The organism is Sulfitobacter sp. SK011 (assembly GCF_003352065.1).
GTDB lineage: Bacteria > Pseudomonadota > Alphaproteobacteria > Rhodobacterales > Rhodobacteraceae > Sulfitobacter.
The window spans coordinates 779,247-794,273 of record NZ_CP025803.1 but is presented as its reverse complement, the minus strand read 5'-3'; the positions used below and the strand labels follow the sequence as shown (position 1 = coordinate 794,273).

General features: G+C 55.5%; 17 protein-coding genes. 7 read left to right on the top strand and 10 right to left on the bottom strand.

Annotation, left to right across the window (positions count from 1 at the left end):
- Nucleotides 1-282: 282 nt before the first annotated feature.
- On the top strand, nt 283-1,059 hold the full coding sequence (locus C1J02_RS03805; RefSeq protein ID WP_114877300.1) for a Hint domain-containing protein: 777 nt from the start codon (nt 283-285) through the stop codon (nt 1,057-1,059).
- 57 nt (nt 1,060-1,116) lie between these two features.
- On the opposite strand, the gene C1J02_RS03800 is transcribed toward C1J02_RS03805, so the two are convergent.
- Nucleotides 1,117-1,617 carry an Lrp/AsnC family transcriptional regulator gene (locus C1J02_RS03800; RefSeq protein ID WP_114877298.1) on the bottom strand — a complete coding sequence of 167 codons (501 nt, stop codon included), beginning with the start codon at nt 1,615-1,617 and terminating at the stop codon, nt 1,117-1,119.
- Nucleotides 1,618-1,843: 226 nt separating this feature from the next.
- Between C1J02_RS03800 and trxB the strand changes: the two genes are divergently transcribed.
- Both trxB and C1J02_RS03785 read left to right on the top strand, forming a co-directional pair.
- Nucleotides 1,844-2,848 carry a thioredoxin-disulfide reductase gene (gene trxB, locus C1J02_RS03790; RefSeq protein ID WP_114877294.1) on the top strand — a complete coding sequence of 335 codons (1,005 nt, stop codon included), beginning with the start codon at nt 1,844-1,846 and terminating at the stop codon, nt 2,846-2,848.
- Between the two features lie 147 nt (nt 2,849-2,995).
- Nucleotides 2,996-4,711, top strand: a complete 1,716-nt coding sequence (locus C1J02_RS03785; RefSeq protein ID WP_114877292.1) for a bifunctional sulfate adenylyltransferase/adenylylsulfate kinase — start codon at nt 2,996-2,998, stop codon at nt 4,709-4,711.
- Between the two features lie 54 nt (nt 4,712-4,765).
- On the opposite strand, the gene C1J02_RS03780 is transcribed toward C1J02_RS03785, so the two are convergent.
- From C1J02_RS03780 to C1J02_RS03765, 3 genes are all read right to left on the bottom strand, one after another.
- On the bottom strand, nt 4,766-5,626 hold the full coding sequence (locus C1J02_RS03780; protein ID WP_114877290.1) for a glycosyltransferase family 10: 861 nt from the start codon (nt 5,624-5,626) through the stop codon (nt 4,766-4,768).
- Between the two features lie 208 nt (nt 5,627-5,834).
- Complete coding sequence (locus tag C1J02_RS03770; RefSeq protein ID WP_114877286.1) at nt 5,835-6,056, bottom strand: DUF1150 family protein; 222 nt, start codon at nt 6,054-6,056, stop codon at nt 5,835-5,837.
- Between the two features lie 3 nt (nt 6,057-6,059).
- The gene (locus C1J02_RS03765; RefSeq protein ID WP_114877284.1) at nt 6,060-6,473 is read right to left on the bottom strand and encodes an Hsp20 family protein; all 414 of its coding nucleotides are present in this window, start codon (nt 6,471-6,473) and stop codon (nt 6,060-6,062) included.
- Between the two features lie 163 nt (nt 6,474-6,636).
- On the opposite strand from C1J02_RS03765, the gene C1J02_RS03760 reads away from it, so the two are divergent.
- The 3 genes from C1J02_RS03760 (at nt 6,637) to C1J02_RS03750 (ending at nt 8,482) form a co-directional block, all read left to right on the top strand.
- Nucleotides 6,637-6,861, top strand: coding sequence for a YdcH family protein (locus C1J02_RS03760; protein WP_114877282.1), 225 nt, complete (start codon nt 6,637-6,639; stop codon nt 6,859-6,861).
- Nucleotides 6,862-6,933: 72 nt separating this feature from the next.
- Nucleotides 6,934-7,422, top strand: coding sequence for a 5-(carboxyamino)imidazole ribonucleotide mutase (gene purE / locus C1J02_RS03755; protein WP_114877280.1), 489 nt, complete (start codon nt 6,934-6,936; stop codon nt 7,420-7,422).
- The gene (locus tag C1J02_RS03750) at nt 7,412-8,482 is read left to right on the top strand and encodes a 5-(carboxyamino)imidazole ribonucleotide synthase (protein ID WP_205389855.1); all 1,071 of its coding nucleotides are present in this window, start codon (nt 7,412-7,414) and stop codon (nt 8,480-8,482) included. Before purE ends, C1J02_RS03750 begins: the two co-directional genes overlap by 11 nt.
- Nucleotides 8,483-8,520: 38 nt before the next feature.
- Here the strand turns inward: C1J02_RS03750 and C1J02_RS03745 are convergent, their stop codons facing one another.
- On the bottom strand, nt 8,521-9,663 hold the full coding sequence (locus tag C1J02_RS03745) for an alpha-D-ribose 1-methylphosphonate 5-triphosphate diphosphatase (RefSeq protein WP_114877278.1): 1,143 nt from the start codon (nt 9,661-9,663) through the stop codon (nt 8,521-8,523).
- A complete protein-coding gene (locus C1J02_RS03740; protein WP_114877276.1) occupies nt 9,650-10,438 on the bottom strand; it encodes an alpha/beta fold hydrolase in 789 nt (262 codons plus the stop codon). Before C1J02_RS03740 ends, C1J02_RS03745 begins: the two co-directional genes overlap by 14 nt.
- Nucleotides 10,439-10,508: 70 nt before the next feature.
- Here C1J02_RS03740 and C1J02_RS03735 point away from each other — a divergent pair, with 70 nt between their 5' ends.
- Complete coding sequence (locus C1J02_RS03735; RefSeq protein WP_114877274.1) at nt 10,509-10,964, top strand: NUDIX domain-containing protein; 456 nt, start codon at nt 10,509-10,511, stop codon at nt 10,962-10,964.
- Here the strand turns inward: C1J02_RS03735 and C1J02_RS03730 are convergent.
- The 4 genes from C1J02_RS03730 to C1J02_RS03715 all read right to left on the bottom strand — a co-directional run bounded on the left by C1J02_RS03730 (nt 10,930) and on the right by C1J02_RS03715 (nt 14,988).
- Entirely contained in the window at nt 10,930-11,778 is an 849-nt protein-coding gene (locus tag C1J02_RS03730) for a DMT family transporter (RefSeq protein WP_114877273.1), read from the bottom strand. The genes C1J02_RS03735 and C1J02_RS03730 overlap by 35 nt on opposite strands.
- Nucleotides 11,779-11,847: 69 nt before the next feature.
- Nucleotides 11,848-12,471, bottom strand: coding sequence for a response regulator (locus C1J02_RS03725; protein WP_302622762.1), 624 nt, complete (start codon nt 12,469-12,471; stop codon nt 11,848-11,850).
- A 167-nt stretch (nt 12,472-12,638) separates the two neighbouring features.
- A complete protein-coding gene (locus C1J02_RS03720) occupies nt 12,639-13,313 on the bottom strand; it encodes an ATP-binding protein (RefSeq protein ID WP_162798219.1) in 675 nt (224 codons plus the stop codon).
- Between the two features lie 187 nt (nt 13,314-13,500).
- Nucleotides 13,501-14,988 (bottom strand): extracellular solute-binding protein, encoded by a 1,488-nt coding sequence (locus C1J02_RS03715; RefSeq protein WP_114877267.1) that lies wholly within the window; start codon nt 14,986-14,988, stop codon nt 13,501-13,503.
- Nucleotides 14,989-15,027 lie beyond the last annotated feature (39 nt).

Below are 15,027 nucleotides of genomic sequence, written 5' to 3'. Positions count from 1 at the left end.
CTGCGTCAGGATCTGCTTTCGTTGGTTCGTGAAAGGTTTGCAAAGGATTGGGATTTAACCTTGCGCGAAATGTGGGAAGAATCCCATGGATTGAGGAAACAGAGCCGTACACATCGGTCAAATTGACAGATCATGAAGTGCTAAAGATCTGTGATTTTTGACAATAGTCTTAGGAGATGGCGATTGAGCCATCTTTTGTAACAAGAAATGACACCTTAGGTTGTTTCCGTTCTTGCTGGTGGGGGCCAACACGGATGTGACTTTCCGAAAAAAGGTCTTTGTATGACACTTACTGCTGCCCCTACCCCTCGCTATTCAAATTCCTCCGCTTCTGCTGGAAGGCCGGGCGTTGCCGCACCGCGCAGCTACTTCGCGGAAGAGAGCGATAAAGAGCAATTTCAGTCCCGCAGTTTCGAAGTGGCCGCATTGCGCAGCGATGGATCGCTTTATGTTGGCCAGGAAATCGCCCCGGCACTGCCTTTGTTCGACGCTGCATTTTCAGCCTTTGCCCGCGGCACGCTGATCCAGACAATTGATGGCGACGTAGCAATCGAAGACCTGCAACCGGGCGACATGATCAACACGACATCTGGCAAGCCTTCGATGTTGATCTGGCTCGGCTCAACCAGTTTTTCCCCCATTGATGCCCGACGGCGCGTTCCACTGACAAGTATTATGCCCGACAGCTTTGGGCAGTCACGCCCCAATTCAGTTCTGACAGTTGGCCCCAGTGCACGCGTGCTGCATACGCCTCATCGTCTGCGATCTGGGGCGGGATCCGCGCGCATGCTGACCCCCGTTCGCGAGCTTTTGGATGGGGTGAATGTCATCGAGGTGGTTCCACCGACGCCGGTGCGCCTGTTTCACATGTGTCTGGAACGCCATGCGGCTGTCCATGCAGGTGGTATTGAGATGGAGACATTCCACCCGGGTGTCAATGGAATGCGCACCCTGCCGCATCATCTGCAGCGTCTGTTTTTAGCGATGTTTCCACGCATTGGTCATGTGTGCGATTTCGGGCCATTGGCGCATCCACGCGCGCCTGTTTCCGAGGTTTAGTCGGTCGCTGCTTCAACAGGACAGCGCCAAGACGCCGCTAACTTCTAAAACTTTCCTCTAGGGCGACGCGGCAAGGCGTTGTTCCAAAACGTCAAAGGGCACGCCAGGTTCATCCTTCGCACCGCGGATCACAAGGCTGGTTTTGACGCTGGCCACATTTGGCGTGGTCAACAATTGGCCCGTCAAAAAGCTTTGAAAACCACTCAGATCAGGGGCCACACATTTAAGAATGAAATCGACCTCACCGTTGAGCATGTGACATTCACGAACCAGCGGCCAGTCGCGGCACTTCTGTTCAAACGCGCTCAGGTCAACTTCGGCCTGGCTGGTCAGTCCGACCATGGCAAAAACCTGCACTTCAAAACCCAGCTCGCGCGCGTCAACCTCGGCGAAGTAGCCTTTGATATAGCCCTGTTCCTCAAGTGTGCGGACGCGGCGCAGGCAGGGCGGTGCCGAAATGCCGACCCGTTTTGCCAGTTCGACATTCGTCATCCGGCCATCTGCCTGTAGTTCGGCAAGAATCTTGCGGTCTATTGGATCAAGCCGTGTGCCAGCCATGATGAATCTTCTCCTGCAAATTACGATTGTTATACCAGCGCCGCCGCCATGCGCAATAATGTTTCGCAGTTGCGCAAGATTGTTTCTGGAGTCGAGAGGACAGGCGGAAAATGCGGCGATCCTTATTGCCAATGTCAGTTCTTACCACCACTCAATCGAGGGGTTTAAGCGCGGCCTCTGCGCGTCTATATCACAGGGGCTGTAAATCATGTTCGGGGGATGCCAGATGGCCGAAACACGTAAAACCAAGGTTCTGATCATCGGTTCCGGGCCTGCGGGATATACCGCAGGGGTCTATGCCAGCCGCGCCATGCTGGAACCCATTCTGGTGCAAGGGATAGAGCCGGGCGGCCAGTTGACCACCACCACCGAAGTTGAAAACTGGCCGGGTGACACCGAAGTGCAAGGACCTGATTTGATGGTCCGCATGGAGGCCCACGCCAAGGCGATGGGCACCGAGATCATAGGTGACATCATCACCGATCTTGACCTGTCGAGCCGTCCGTTTCATGCCAAAGGCGATAGCGGCACCACATATGTTGCGGATGCCGTGATCCTTGCTACTGGCGCACGCGCCAAGTGGCTGGGACTTGAGACCGAAGAGAGATTTAAAGGTTTTGGTGTATCTGCCTGCGCCACCTGCGATGGTTTCTTTTATCGTGGCCAAGAGATTGTTGTGATCGGCGGCGGCAATACGGCCGTTGAAGAGGCGCTTTTTCTGACCAATTTCGCGTCCAAGGTCACGCTGGTCCATCGCCGCGATGAATTGCGCGCCGAGAAAATATTGATCAACCGTCTGATGAAGAACCCCAAGATTGAACCGCTGTGGTTTCATGAACTGGTTGAGGTTTACGGCACCGACAACCCGCTTGGGGTTGAAGGTGTGAAAGTCAAACACACCAAAACGGGAGAGATTACCGATATCGCGGCCAAGGGTGTATTTGTCGCAATTGGCCATGCGCCCGCGAATGAATTGGTCAAGGACACGCTGGAAACGCACATGGGCGGCTATGTTGTGACCAAGCCAGATAGCACGGAAACATCTATTCCTGGCGTGTTTGCCGCAGGTGATCTGACCGATCATAAATATCGTCAGGCTGTCACCAGTGCCGGAATGGGATGCATGGCCGCACTGGAAGCAGAGCGCTTTCTGGCGGAGGCTGGCGATGATGAGGGAAAAGTCACATCATTGCCTTTAGGCTATGGGGCAGAAGTCAAAGAAGGCGTCTGATTCCGGAAACCCTGCAGAGCGCTGCAAAAAACGTGCAACTGCACTGCAATCCTCTAAATCGCCGCCCGGTCGCTTGATTCTCGCCGCAAATCAGGGCTAGGACGCGCACAACGCGGGGTGCAGGCCCCTTTACCAAATGTGAGATTAATGATGCAAACGCCGAACCTTGCCCCCATCCCAGAACTATATGTTTCTTATGAGTCTGCGCAAAAGCTCAAGAACGAAGCCGGGGATCTAATCAGTCATGATCTGACGCCACGCCAGATTTGCGATTTGGAACTGCTGATGAACGGTGGTTTTAACCCGTTGAAAGGGTTCCTGAGCGAAGAAGATTACAATGGTGTTGTTGAAAACATGCGTCTCGCCGATGGCGCTTTGTGGCCGATGCCGATCAATCTGGACGTATCAGAGGATTTTGCCGCTTCGCTGGAGTTGGGCCAAGACATCGCGTTGCGTGATCAGGAGGGCGTGATCCTTGCCACCATGACCGTGACCGATCGTTGGGAACCCAACAAGGCGCGCGAGGCAGAGAAGGTTTTCGGGGCGGACGACGATGCGCATCCGTCGGTCAATTACCTGCACAACACCGCCGGCAAAATCTATCTCGGCGGTCCTGTGACGGGCATTCAGCAGCCGGTGCATTACGATTTCCGCGCCCGCCGTGATACGCCCAACGAATTGCGTGCCTATTTCCGCAAACTGGGCTGGCGCAAGGTCGTGGCATTTCAAACCCGCAACCCGTTGCACCGCGCCCACCAGGAACTGACCTTTCGTGCCGCACGCGAGGCCCAGGCAAACCTGCTGATCCACCCTGTGGTTGGCCTGACCAAGCCGGGCGACGTTGATCACTTTACCCGGGTGCGCTGTTACGAAGCGGTGTTGGGTCAATATCCTGCGTCCACCACGGCGATGTCACTGTTGAACCTTGCGATGCGCATGGCTGGCCCCCGCGAAGCGGTATGGCACGGTCTGATCCGCAAGAACCACGGCTGCACGCATTTTATCGTGGGTCGCGACCATGCCGGACCCGGCAAAAACTCCAAGGGCGAAGATTTCTATGGCCCCTATGATGCGCAGGACCTGTTCCGCGAGCATCAGGAGGAAATGGGCATCGAAATGGTCGATTTCAAGCACATGGTCTATGTGCAGGAACGCGCCCAGTACGAGCCCAATGACGAGATCGAGGATCGCGACAATGTTACGATCCTGAACATTTCCGGGACAGAATTGCGCCGCCGCCTGCGCGAGGGGCTGGAAATTCCCGAATGGTTTTCGTTTCCCGAAGTGGTCAAGGAATTGCGCCGCACTTCGCCGCCGCGGTCCCATCAGGGATTTACTGTGTTCTTCACCGGCTTCTCCGGCTCCGGCAAATCGACCATCGCCAACGCTTTGATGGTCAAGTTGATGGAAATGGGCGGACGTCCTGTCACGCTGCTCGATGGCGACATCGTTCGGAAAAACCTCAGCTCCGAACTGGGGTTCAGCAAGGAACACCGCGACCTGAACATTCGGCGCATCGGCTATGTGGCGAGTGAGATCACCAAGAATGGCGGCATCGCGATCTGTGCGCCAATCGCGCCTTATGCGACCACCCGCCGCGCAGTGCGCGAAGACATCGAGAACTTTGGTGCATTTGTCGAAGTGCACGTAGCCACCAGCATTGAGGAATGCGAACGCCGCGACCGCAAGGGTCTTTACAAGCTGGCGCGCGCAGGAAAGATCAAGGAATTCACAGGGATTTCAGACCCCTATGACGTTCCGCAGAACCCGGAACTGTCTTTGGAAACCGAATCCGTCGATGTAGACAACTGCGCCCATCAGGTGCTGTTGAAACTGGAAAACATGGGGTTGATCAGCGCCTGATCATCAATTTTTCGAGACGACAAAGCGCAGCCCCTCGGGGCTGCGCTTTGTATTTCACAGGCTGTCGCGGATGGCCCGCGCGGCGCGGCCCTCCAGATCGGCCCAATGGACGGCCTGCGGTTTGGCGGCGCGCAGGCCGGGGGCAAAGGTCGCGTACCCTGCCGCATTGGCACTCTGGATCGCGGCGGCCATCTGATCCGACGTATCGCACAGGATCATACCACTGGTGTCAAAGAAATCGCCGATGTTCGGGCAACCCCAATAGATCGGGACGGTTTCGCACAGAACCGCATCGACAATTTTCTCCGTAAAGTAATTCCGTTCGCGGATGTTTTCGATAACTACCGAAAAACGGTAGGGGCCCAGCCCGTCAGATTTATCGGCAAAGGGCGCATAGCCGCGCCCAAGAATGTCGACGTCAAGCCCCTTAGCCTGCACCAGATCGACCATCTCATGCCGCAACAAATGCCCTGTCGTATCCCGCTTGGCCGAGGCGATCAGTGACATGTTGCGCGCCTTGTCGATATTCAGCCTTGCATGGTCCGGGACCCATGTGGTGCCAAAGGGATGCATGATGCCATTCGGGATCGCCGCCAGCAGCGCATCATTATGGGTCAGCACGCGGTAAAAGCGCCGGTAGGTCCAGCGCAACAGGCGCAAATGCCGCGCGTGGATTCCGGCAGGTTCCACCACCATTATCGACACCTGCGCCGCCGTGTCCCAGCGCAGTTGGAAATGCATGGCAGTTTTGGGGTAGACGATCAGATGATCCGTCGCGGCCAGATCACGGACGGTGCCCTGCGCCAGCCGGTCAGGCCGCCCCAGCGGCCAATGCAAATCATCCAGCGGCATCTGCGCCAGCGCAGCTCCCAGCAGCCCACCATAGGGCAACAACGCGATGGCCGGATCAGCCATCGTGCAAACCCGCCTCGGGCTGGCAGACATCGCCCGACATGATCACCCTGCCCTGCACGCCGAAACCGATCCCGGTGATAGCGTCGCCTGGCCGCAGTCGAAATCAAAACGCATCGCGAAACCTTCAAAACATCAAAAAAGGCCGCAGTTCCCTGCGGCCTTCTACAAATCCCTGATATGCGCCGCGGGGTAAAGCCCCCGCAGGCCGTCAGTGTACCATTACAGGCGAATAATCATGTTCGCGGGCGAGGGTAAAAGCCAGCTTACGGTCGCCAACCAATGCCAATTGCTGGCCTTGCGCATCATGAACGGCGTAAAGAAGCTCCAGACCTTCGGCCTGATCACGCACTTCGCGCGGCAGGTCGGTCACAGCAATTGTTTTGACGTAAACTGTTCTGTCGCCGCCCGTTTGGGTGTTGGTGTTTTCCATCGTTTACCCTTTCTTAATCTTTATAGTCTGTACAACTGTCTCTGGCTTGGCGCGGGTTAAGTCCACGTGCAGCAACCCATTTTCTATCAGTGCCTCGCCGACCTCGACGCCATCAGCCAAAACAAATGACCTCTGGAATTGCCTCGCGGCGATGCCTCGGTGCAAAAATACGCGGTCCGCGCTGTCATCTGTTTGACGACCACGGATGACCAATTGACGGTCCTCAACAGTGATCGACAAATCGCTATCGGCAAATCCGGCCACCGCGAGCGTGATGCGATAGCTAAAATCGGAGGTTTGTTCGATGTTGAATGGCGGATAGCCTTCGTTGCCCCCTTTGGCAGTACGTTCCAGCACCCGTTCAAGTTGCTCAAAACCCAACATATGTGGATAAGAGGCCAGCGTTAGTTTCGTCATACGACACGTCCTTATCATCTCAAGCGACAGTCAGAATTATGGCCCCGCAATCGGCGACCCTTGAATAGAATATGGGGAGGCGAATGGTTCTGCGCAAGGGCTATGCGCATTGATGCCTAACGCGTATGTTGCAGGATCACGTGCCAACGGAATCACCTGTCATATGAATGCCCCAAACGATCTTTCCATGAAAAACGACGATGTATTGCGCGTCGAGCTTGAGGTGTTCCGCCGCGAACACCGCGATCTGGATGAGGCCATTCGGGCATTGGTTGACCGTGGCACCAGTGATCAGTTGACCCTGCAACGTCTGAAAAAACGCAAATTGCGGCTGAAAGATATGATTGCCCAGATTGAAGACCGGTTGACCCCGGACATCATCGCCTAAAACCGCACATTGCCACCCAAGCGCGCATGGGTATAGTGCGCGCTCATTCCACGACCAAGAGGCCGTAATTGCATGACCACTCCTCCCGTTGGCATTATCATGGGTTCCCAATCTGACTGGCCGACCATGCGCGAGGCAGCGACCTTGCTGGATGAACTGGGCGTTCCTTACGAAACCCGCATCGTGTCGGCGCATCGCACACCGGACCGGCTGTGGGGTTATGGCAAAACGGCAGTAGATCGGGGTCTTCAGGTGATCATCGCCGGTGCCGGAGGTGCCGCGCATTTACCGGGCATGATGGCGTCCAAAACGCGGGTGCCCGTGATTGGTGTACCCATCCAGACCAAAGCGTTGTCGGGTGTGGATTCGCTTTACTCGATTGTTCAGATGCCCAAAGGCTATCCTGTCGCGACGATGGCAATTGGTGCAGCGGGGGCCGCCAACGCAGCATTGATGGCCGCTGGTATTCTGGCGCTGCATGACGCGGAGCTGGCGGCAAGGCTCGACGTCTGGCGCAAAAACCTGAGCGCCTCAATCCCCGAGGTGCCGCGTGAAGAGTGATCTTTTGCCTGCTGGCAGTACCATCGGAATTCTTGGCGGCGGACAACTTGGGCGCATGCTGTCGGTTGCCGCATCGCGCCTTGGTTTCAAGACCCACATTTTTGAACCCGGATCAAACCCGCCTGCTGCCGACGTGGCGCATGCGTTGACAACAGCACCCTATGACGACCATGCCGCCCTTACGGCATTTGCAAAATCTTGTGATATCGTCACATTTGAATTTGAAAACATCCCCACGGCAGCGCTTGATGTGATCGAAGCCCATGCCACCATATGCCCCGGACGTGAGGCATTGCGCATCTCACAGGACCGCCTGACAGAGAAGATGTTCTTGCAGGATCTTGGGCTGCGGGTGGCACCGTTTGCGGACGTTCCCAATGCGGCTGCACTGGACGCTGCACTGCGGTCCATCGGCATCCCTTCGATCCTGAAAACCCGGCGGCTGGGCTATGACGGGAAAGGGCAGGCGCGTTTGCGCAGCACAGATGATGCGGCACCCGCATTGGTTCAGATGAACGGCGCACCAGCGATCCTTGAAGGATTTGTGGACTTCACGCATGAAGTGTCGGTGATTGCCGCACGCAGTTCAACGGGCGATGTCGCCTGCTTTGACCCTGGTGAAAACGTACATCGGGACGGCATTTTGCACACCACAACAGTCCCTGCGCGACTGAGTACAGCGCAGCGCACAGATGCGGTTCTGATGGCAGCCAAGATATTGAATGCGCTTGATTATGTCGGCGTTTTGGGTGTCGAAATTTTCGTCACTCGGCAAGAGCTGATCGTAAACGAGATCGCCCCGCGCGTGCACAATTCTGGTCATTGGACGCAAAATGGCTGCACCGTCGATCAGTTCGAACAGCACATTCGCGCGATCACCGGTTGGCCTTTGGGGGACGGCACGCGCTTTGCAGATGTGGTTATGGAAAACCTGATTGGGGATGATATGGACCGGGTTCCGGCCCTTGCCCGGGAAAGCGATACAGCGGTCCACCTATATGGCAAGTCAGAAACCAAACCGGGCCGCAAAATGGGCCATGTGAACCGGATCAAGCGCTGAATTTCGTTACTCGGGCCCCACAGGACCAGACAAGTACGCTAACGAATAAACCGATCGGCGATGGCCCCCGATATGTAAGACGGCCGCCCTTGCACGAAACTGGCCGCCACCCGCCGGGTTTTCGCATCCAGCACCACAAAGTCTGCCCGAAGCCCGCTGCGTAATTCGCCGCGATCCGTCAGCCCCAAAACCTTTGCAGGCCCGGCCGAAATAAGCCGCCAAGCGGCCGCAAGGTCCATGACCCCGGCATCGGCCAACATCAACGCAGCGCGGCGCGGCGAGGGGTAGTGATAATCGGACGCCAGCGCATCGCACATTCCCATTGAAATCAGATCAAGCGCGGACAGATTGCCGTTGTGTGACCCGCCCCGCACCACATTCGGTGCCCCCATGACAACAAAATCACCCGCATCATGCGCGGCCTCTGCCGAGGCATGGGTTTCTGGAAATTCAGCGACCTTGACCCCGCGCGAACGCCACAGCGCGCGTGTCTCGGCAAGCTGGTCATCGTGGCTCCCCATGCGCACATCAGCCGCTGATAAGGCGGCGCAAAGACCATCAAGTGCTGCGGGTACATCACCGCTGACCGCATGAAGGTCCTGCATCAACGACAGGTGGTCTTGCGGGTTGCGCCCTGCTTTCAATGCCTGACCCACCATGCGTTTAGGTGTTTTGCCCGCCTCAAGGCGCTCGTGTGGCAGGTGATCGTTGAATACCACATAAGACACATCCCACGCCGTTAACCGCTCGGGCAATGTCGCGTAAAGATCAAGCAGATGGGTCTCAAACCTGAGCTGGGCGCGCATGTCGGTCAACAGGCTTGGGGCCGTGTCACGCAGCGCACAGAATACCTGGTCGGCAAATTCAAGCCCGCGCAGCCCGCCTTCCCAACTGACGAATTGGGCCAAAACTGCCGTGGTAATACCGTTCGCGGCCAATTCTGCCTCCGTGGCGATCAGGCCTTCGTTCATCTGCTTCATTGCGCCCCGGCGCGGTGCCAGATGCCGCTCAAATGCGTCGCCATGAAGATCGACGATGCCCGGCAGTACCATGAAACCCTGCAGGTCCACGGCATGTCCAACAGGGTCGGCAACAATCAGGCCGTCCGCAAAAGACAAGGTGTCGCGGCGCAGGCCGTCGGGCGTCAGCACCTCGGCACCTATGAGATCAAGGCTTCTCATCGGAACCATCTATCCCCGGCAGACAATCGCCGTTGGGACACCCCAGGGAGTCGAAAACACCGTCGATAAACGTCATGTTGCGAACGAAATGCCCGGTGTTCAGAAAGGCCATCGTTTGCGCGATGACCCGCGGGTTGTTCATCATGAAGGTATGTGTGACCGGCAACACCAGATGATCTGTCATGCCCTTCAATTTGGTGGATTCCACCGAAACTTTGCCATCATCGGCACCCGGCAACACGCTCGAAAAATATGGGTTGAGCGATTGCGACCCTGCTATCACGCCCAATGAAAAATTTGCGGGGGGCAATTTGCGCGGTAACGAGTCTGGTCCCGTTCCCATCTGCGCGCCTGCCGGGCCGTTGATCCAGTCGAATGCGCCGATGTCACCTAACTCATCAACAACTTCGCTACCGTGATTGGGCGGTGCCAACATCACAACACGCCCAACGCGCGACGCGCCCACCTCCGCCACCCACTGGCGGACCAGAATGCCCCCCATCGAATGGGTCACGAAATCAACCTTGTCTGTTCCGCACTCTGCGACCGCATCCGGCAAAGTCTGTTTCACCAGTGATTCTATCGGTGCCTCGGTGGATGGATAACCGGGGCGCACCACGCGAAACTTTTCGGTTTCCAACGCGGCTTCCATCAGAGCAAAAGACGTTTCTGTCCGTGCCAACCCATGCAGCAAGACAACGCAGCGTTCTTGTGACTGCGCGGCAAGCGGCAAGCACAAAAATGACGCGGCAATGAGGATGATGCGGATATACATAGCACATCAGATAGACTGAATTGGCGGGCTGTGAAATGCTGGTCCGCAATTACCTAGCGAAAGTCTGACCATGCGCCTCAAATCTCCGCGTGTTGCCGTGCGTGCCATTTTGAAACATGAGGGGCGGTTGTTGTTGGTCAATGCCTATCCTGATGGGCAAAGTGCATTGATGTGCGCGCCGGGCGGGGGTGTGGAAACCGGCGCGTCATTGCCCGACAACTTGCGCCGCGAAGTCTTTGAGGAAACCGGACTGCACATCACAGTGGGCGCGCCCTGTTTGGTGAATGAATTCCATGACCCGGCCAGCGGCTTTCATCAGGTCGACATCTACTTTCACTGCGTGGTGGATGGATCAGCGCAAGTTGATCCTGATTGGAAAGACAAAGAAGCCATCGTGTCCGAGTGGCGCTGGGTGACGGCGGCGGAACTTAAGGATATGCACCACAAACCTGATAGCCTGCGTGCCGTTGCATTTGGTGACGCGGGTGCGGTTATGTATGATCCCTTGGAAGAGATCGTGCGCTGACCGCCCAACCAATGCCACCAACCACAAGAGACGCCGACAGGATCACCAACAGGCCGATCCCCTCACCCAGAAACACGGCACCGGCGAGAATGGCAATAATCGGAACGCTGAGTTGAACAATAGCAGCCGTCGCGCCATCCAGTTTTGGCAATACAGAGTACCACAAAGCATAACCCAAACCGGATGTGAGCCCCCCGCAGACAACACCCAGCGCTATGCCAATTGCACTGAACGTAAGGCCCGTTCCAGCGAGAAAGATCAGCATCAGCGGCAAGCAAAGTAAGAAATTCGCAGATGTTGCGGCCAGCGGATCAGACGAAGTACGGCCAATGATCGTATAGATCGCCCAACCCAAGCCGGCAAAAACCATCAGTGTTGCGCCAACCGGATCTGTCGTCCCACCGGGCCCTGGCCATAATGCGATCAACAGCCCGACAAACGCGATGGCGGCCCCGGTGATTTGACGTCGGGTGGGCGTGGCACCCCAAAAGGCACCGTGCACGAGCATTGTGATCTGAACCACGCCAAACAAGATCAGCGCGCCCAATCCGGCGTCAAGCGTCAGATATGCCAAAGAAAAAGCAATCATATATACCGTGAGGCTTGCAGCGCCGGGAAGACGATTGCGTCGCAGCAATGGGAGGCCCCCACCACGGACGCTAATTATCATCCCAAGCACAACGGCACCTGAGAGAACCCTGACAATGGCAAATCCGGATGGGTCAATATGGGATCCATCAATCGCCGTCCGTGTCAGGATGGAATTAGCGGCAAAGGCTACCATCGTGAAAAAGGTCAGAATAGCGAGTTGCATGGTTACGGCTTAGCTGTTCTAAAATCACCCGCCAAGAGGCAATTCAGCTTTCATGCAGCCCGATTTAGGTCAATGAAATACGAATTCATCCTCATCTGCGAAGCCAGCCAACAAAGCGTCGATCTCACTGACATCCAACCCTGGCATTGGTCTGGGTTGATTACCAGGCGTCTGCGCCAATTGTTGGCGGATCATGGACACCACATTTCCTTGAATCTCAGTATCATTCAGCGCCGCAATCAAACCCTGCCTTATGATGTCGCGTTGATGTTCAGTTTGCATTTGCATCTGTATTCTCTGCCGCGCAACGGTCATCGCGTTGAGCATTGCCTCGCGCAAGATATCAGTATTCATGCTTTCTTTGGTCAGAAAATCATGACACCCCCCGCGCATGGCCTGCACAGCCGTATCGACCGCCGCGTCACCGGTGATCATGATCTTGCCCGCATCCCGGTTCAATGGATCATCCAGGATGTGAGACAAGGCTTTCATGCCATCGCCAACCGGCAGGCGATAATCAATCATGATCAAATCATAGCTGGCCCGCCGTACGGCAGTATCGAGTTCCTCAATGCTGCCCACCTCGTCCAGATGGACGCCCAATTCCGTCTTGCTGCTCATCCGTCTGATCCGTTCACGGTCGAAATTGCTATCGTCCAATAGCAATGCGCGGATAGGTTTATGCGGAGGCATCGCAATCGGCCCTATTTCGTTTGACGGCATTTCTTGAAACATTTTCCCACTCATCCAAATCAAAAATCTATGCTTGAGCGTGCATCACGTAACATGAGAAATTATTAACGAAAGCCGCCCAGATTGCTTGATTTCCCAACCATTTTCTTAAAAGTCGCCGTTCAGGATCAAGCAACGGAAATGTTGCCCGGCAATTTGATTTCGATGCAAACGCCGCATCCGTACGACGACGGAAGCACCGCCACTGTGCCCCTATAGAGCGTTGCAATCTTGCTCACATTCGCCAGCCCCATTCCGCTGCCTTCGACCTCGTCGCGGGGGCGTAGGGTCGTCATTGGACCCAATATCCGGTCATGAAATTCCTCAGGGATGCCCGGACCGTCATCACAAACCGAAATGATCATCTCAGGACCTGCGCGCCGCGATGCGACAACAATCCGACCCGTCGACTTTTCATGGTGTTTGATCGCATTTGTAATCAGTGCGTTGAACAAAGTTAGAATATCACGATCACCAATGAGGATATGTTCACATTCCAGCGCACGTATGAGCGTAAACCCCGACGGAAGTTTGATTTCTTCCATGACCTCGTCAAGGGCCGTTTCCAAATCAACAGAACAAACAGATTGCATCCGGCCAATGCGCGAGAATGTCAGCAAGTCAACAAGCATACGGTCCAGCCGACCGGTGTGGCGGTTCATCAGTTCGATGGATGACGCCACCTGACCATCGACTTTGAATCCAGCCTCTTCAAGGTCTTCGGCAATCCATTGTGGTAACTCAAGCAATGCCCTCACAGAGCTGCGCACATCGTGGCTGATCAGATAGATAAAATCCTCCATATCCTGGGATGGACCTACTTGTGACCGCGTATCTTGTTGTATTGCAGTTTGGGCTGATGGGGAATTCGCTTGCATCCGATTGCCTTCGCTCTTGGGTATACTCTGGTTAGTGGGCCAATCTTGAATTTCCCTTAATGCAGAAAAAACGATCGCTAGCGTTGATGATCAATTCTGAAAATTTTTCATGCTAAACCAAGTCATGCAGAACAGCGCGCACTGCCGCCGGATATTGCGCACGCAGCCGCTGCCATTGAGAGATTTGACCTGCGCGGCCTGTGTGACTGGTGATCAATTCCCAGCTTTGTGCCACCCGGCTAAGGGCGATCTGCGGCGTGACCTCTCCTTGTAACGCCTCATCCAATCCTGCGGCCAAGGCGCTGAAGTACTCGGATTGGCGCTTTAGATAAAAATCTGGAATCGCCCCTTCCAGCGCTGCGCGGTGCACTTTCAGGAACGGTTTTGAATAGGCTTCAATAATCCCGGCGTCGGCATAGTGCTCGGGTCGGAAGGGATCAAAAAACCCATCCACTTGCCGGACAGCGCGTGTTGACATGGTCGGGCTGGACGCAAAAAGGCAGAACAGATACGCCAACTCCGGGTCCGCAGACGCAGTGCTGACAACATAGTTCCAACCCCAATTGAAGTAGGGCATCGGCACTATTTTTTCACCAAATTGACCACCAGGCGTCGGGCCAAACGACAGCTGGCCACGCACGTTCGACTTTGGGCCATTGAGGTATTTTTGTGTGCCTCCCCAGCCGATGTTTGCATAGATATCGCCGCGTCCGTATCTTTCCCAGTTCTCGAAAATACCCCGGGAATCCGAGCCGGGAACCAGGTGTTTGGTCGCCGTGATCATCTCTTCGAGCGCCGAGACCCCTGCATCACCTGATATCTGCGGGGTCATTTCCGGCGACAGGGGCCAGACCCCTTTACCATGGAGCCTCAGCCACCACTCCCAAACCAAATACTGGGGCGTCCGAAACAACGCCCCGCCAAATTTTCCCCGATCTGGGTCGTGAAAGAACGCCATTTGTCGGTCAAGTTCGGTCCAGGTCAGGGGCAAGGACAAGTCTATGCCAAATTGATCCTGATAGGCCTTTTGGAAATCCGCATTGTTCAACATTCCATTGTTATAGAACATTAAATAGGCGTCACCGTCGGTCTGGAAACCAAACGTGGACCCTTCTGAATGATCTCCGATATCAAACAGAATGTCTTGCCGAAAATCGCCTGGCTCATAACTTTGCAGGAATGCATCGAGTGGCTGAACCGCTTGCGCCAAAATCAGGTCTGACAGTCCGAAAGTGGCTGGTAAAGCAACGTCATACCTGCGGCCATCTACCATAGTGTCCAGCATTAACTCCGCATTGATACCATTGGTATCGACTTCAAACAGCTCGATTTTCACCGCTGTAGCCGCTTCAAACGCAGCGACCAGCGGTGTTAGATTTGCGCGAGAGCCATTTGGGATAAGCACGGCCAGTGATCTCGAGAAATTTGGATATTTCGCCCGTACCGTTCGAACCACCTTTTGGTCAAGAGATTCACCAATTGGCCCGCTGTTCGCGGCGTTCGGGGACACGCCACATGCAAGCGTCGCAACGCAGCCTATTGCCCCAGCAACAGCAGAACGGCGGGTTAAGATGGGGACACACGAAACATTTGGCGGCATAAAACACATCCTTTGGGTTGCTGCGTATCTAAAGTCGAT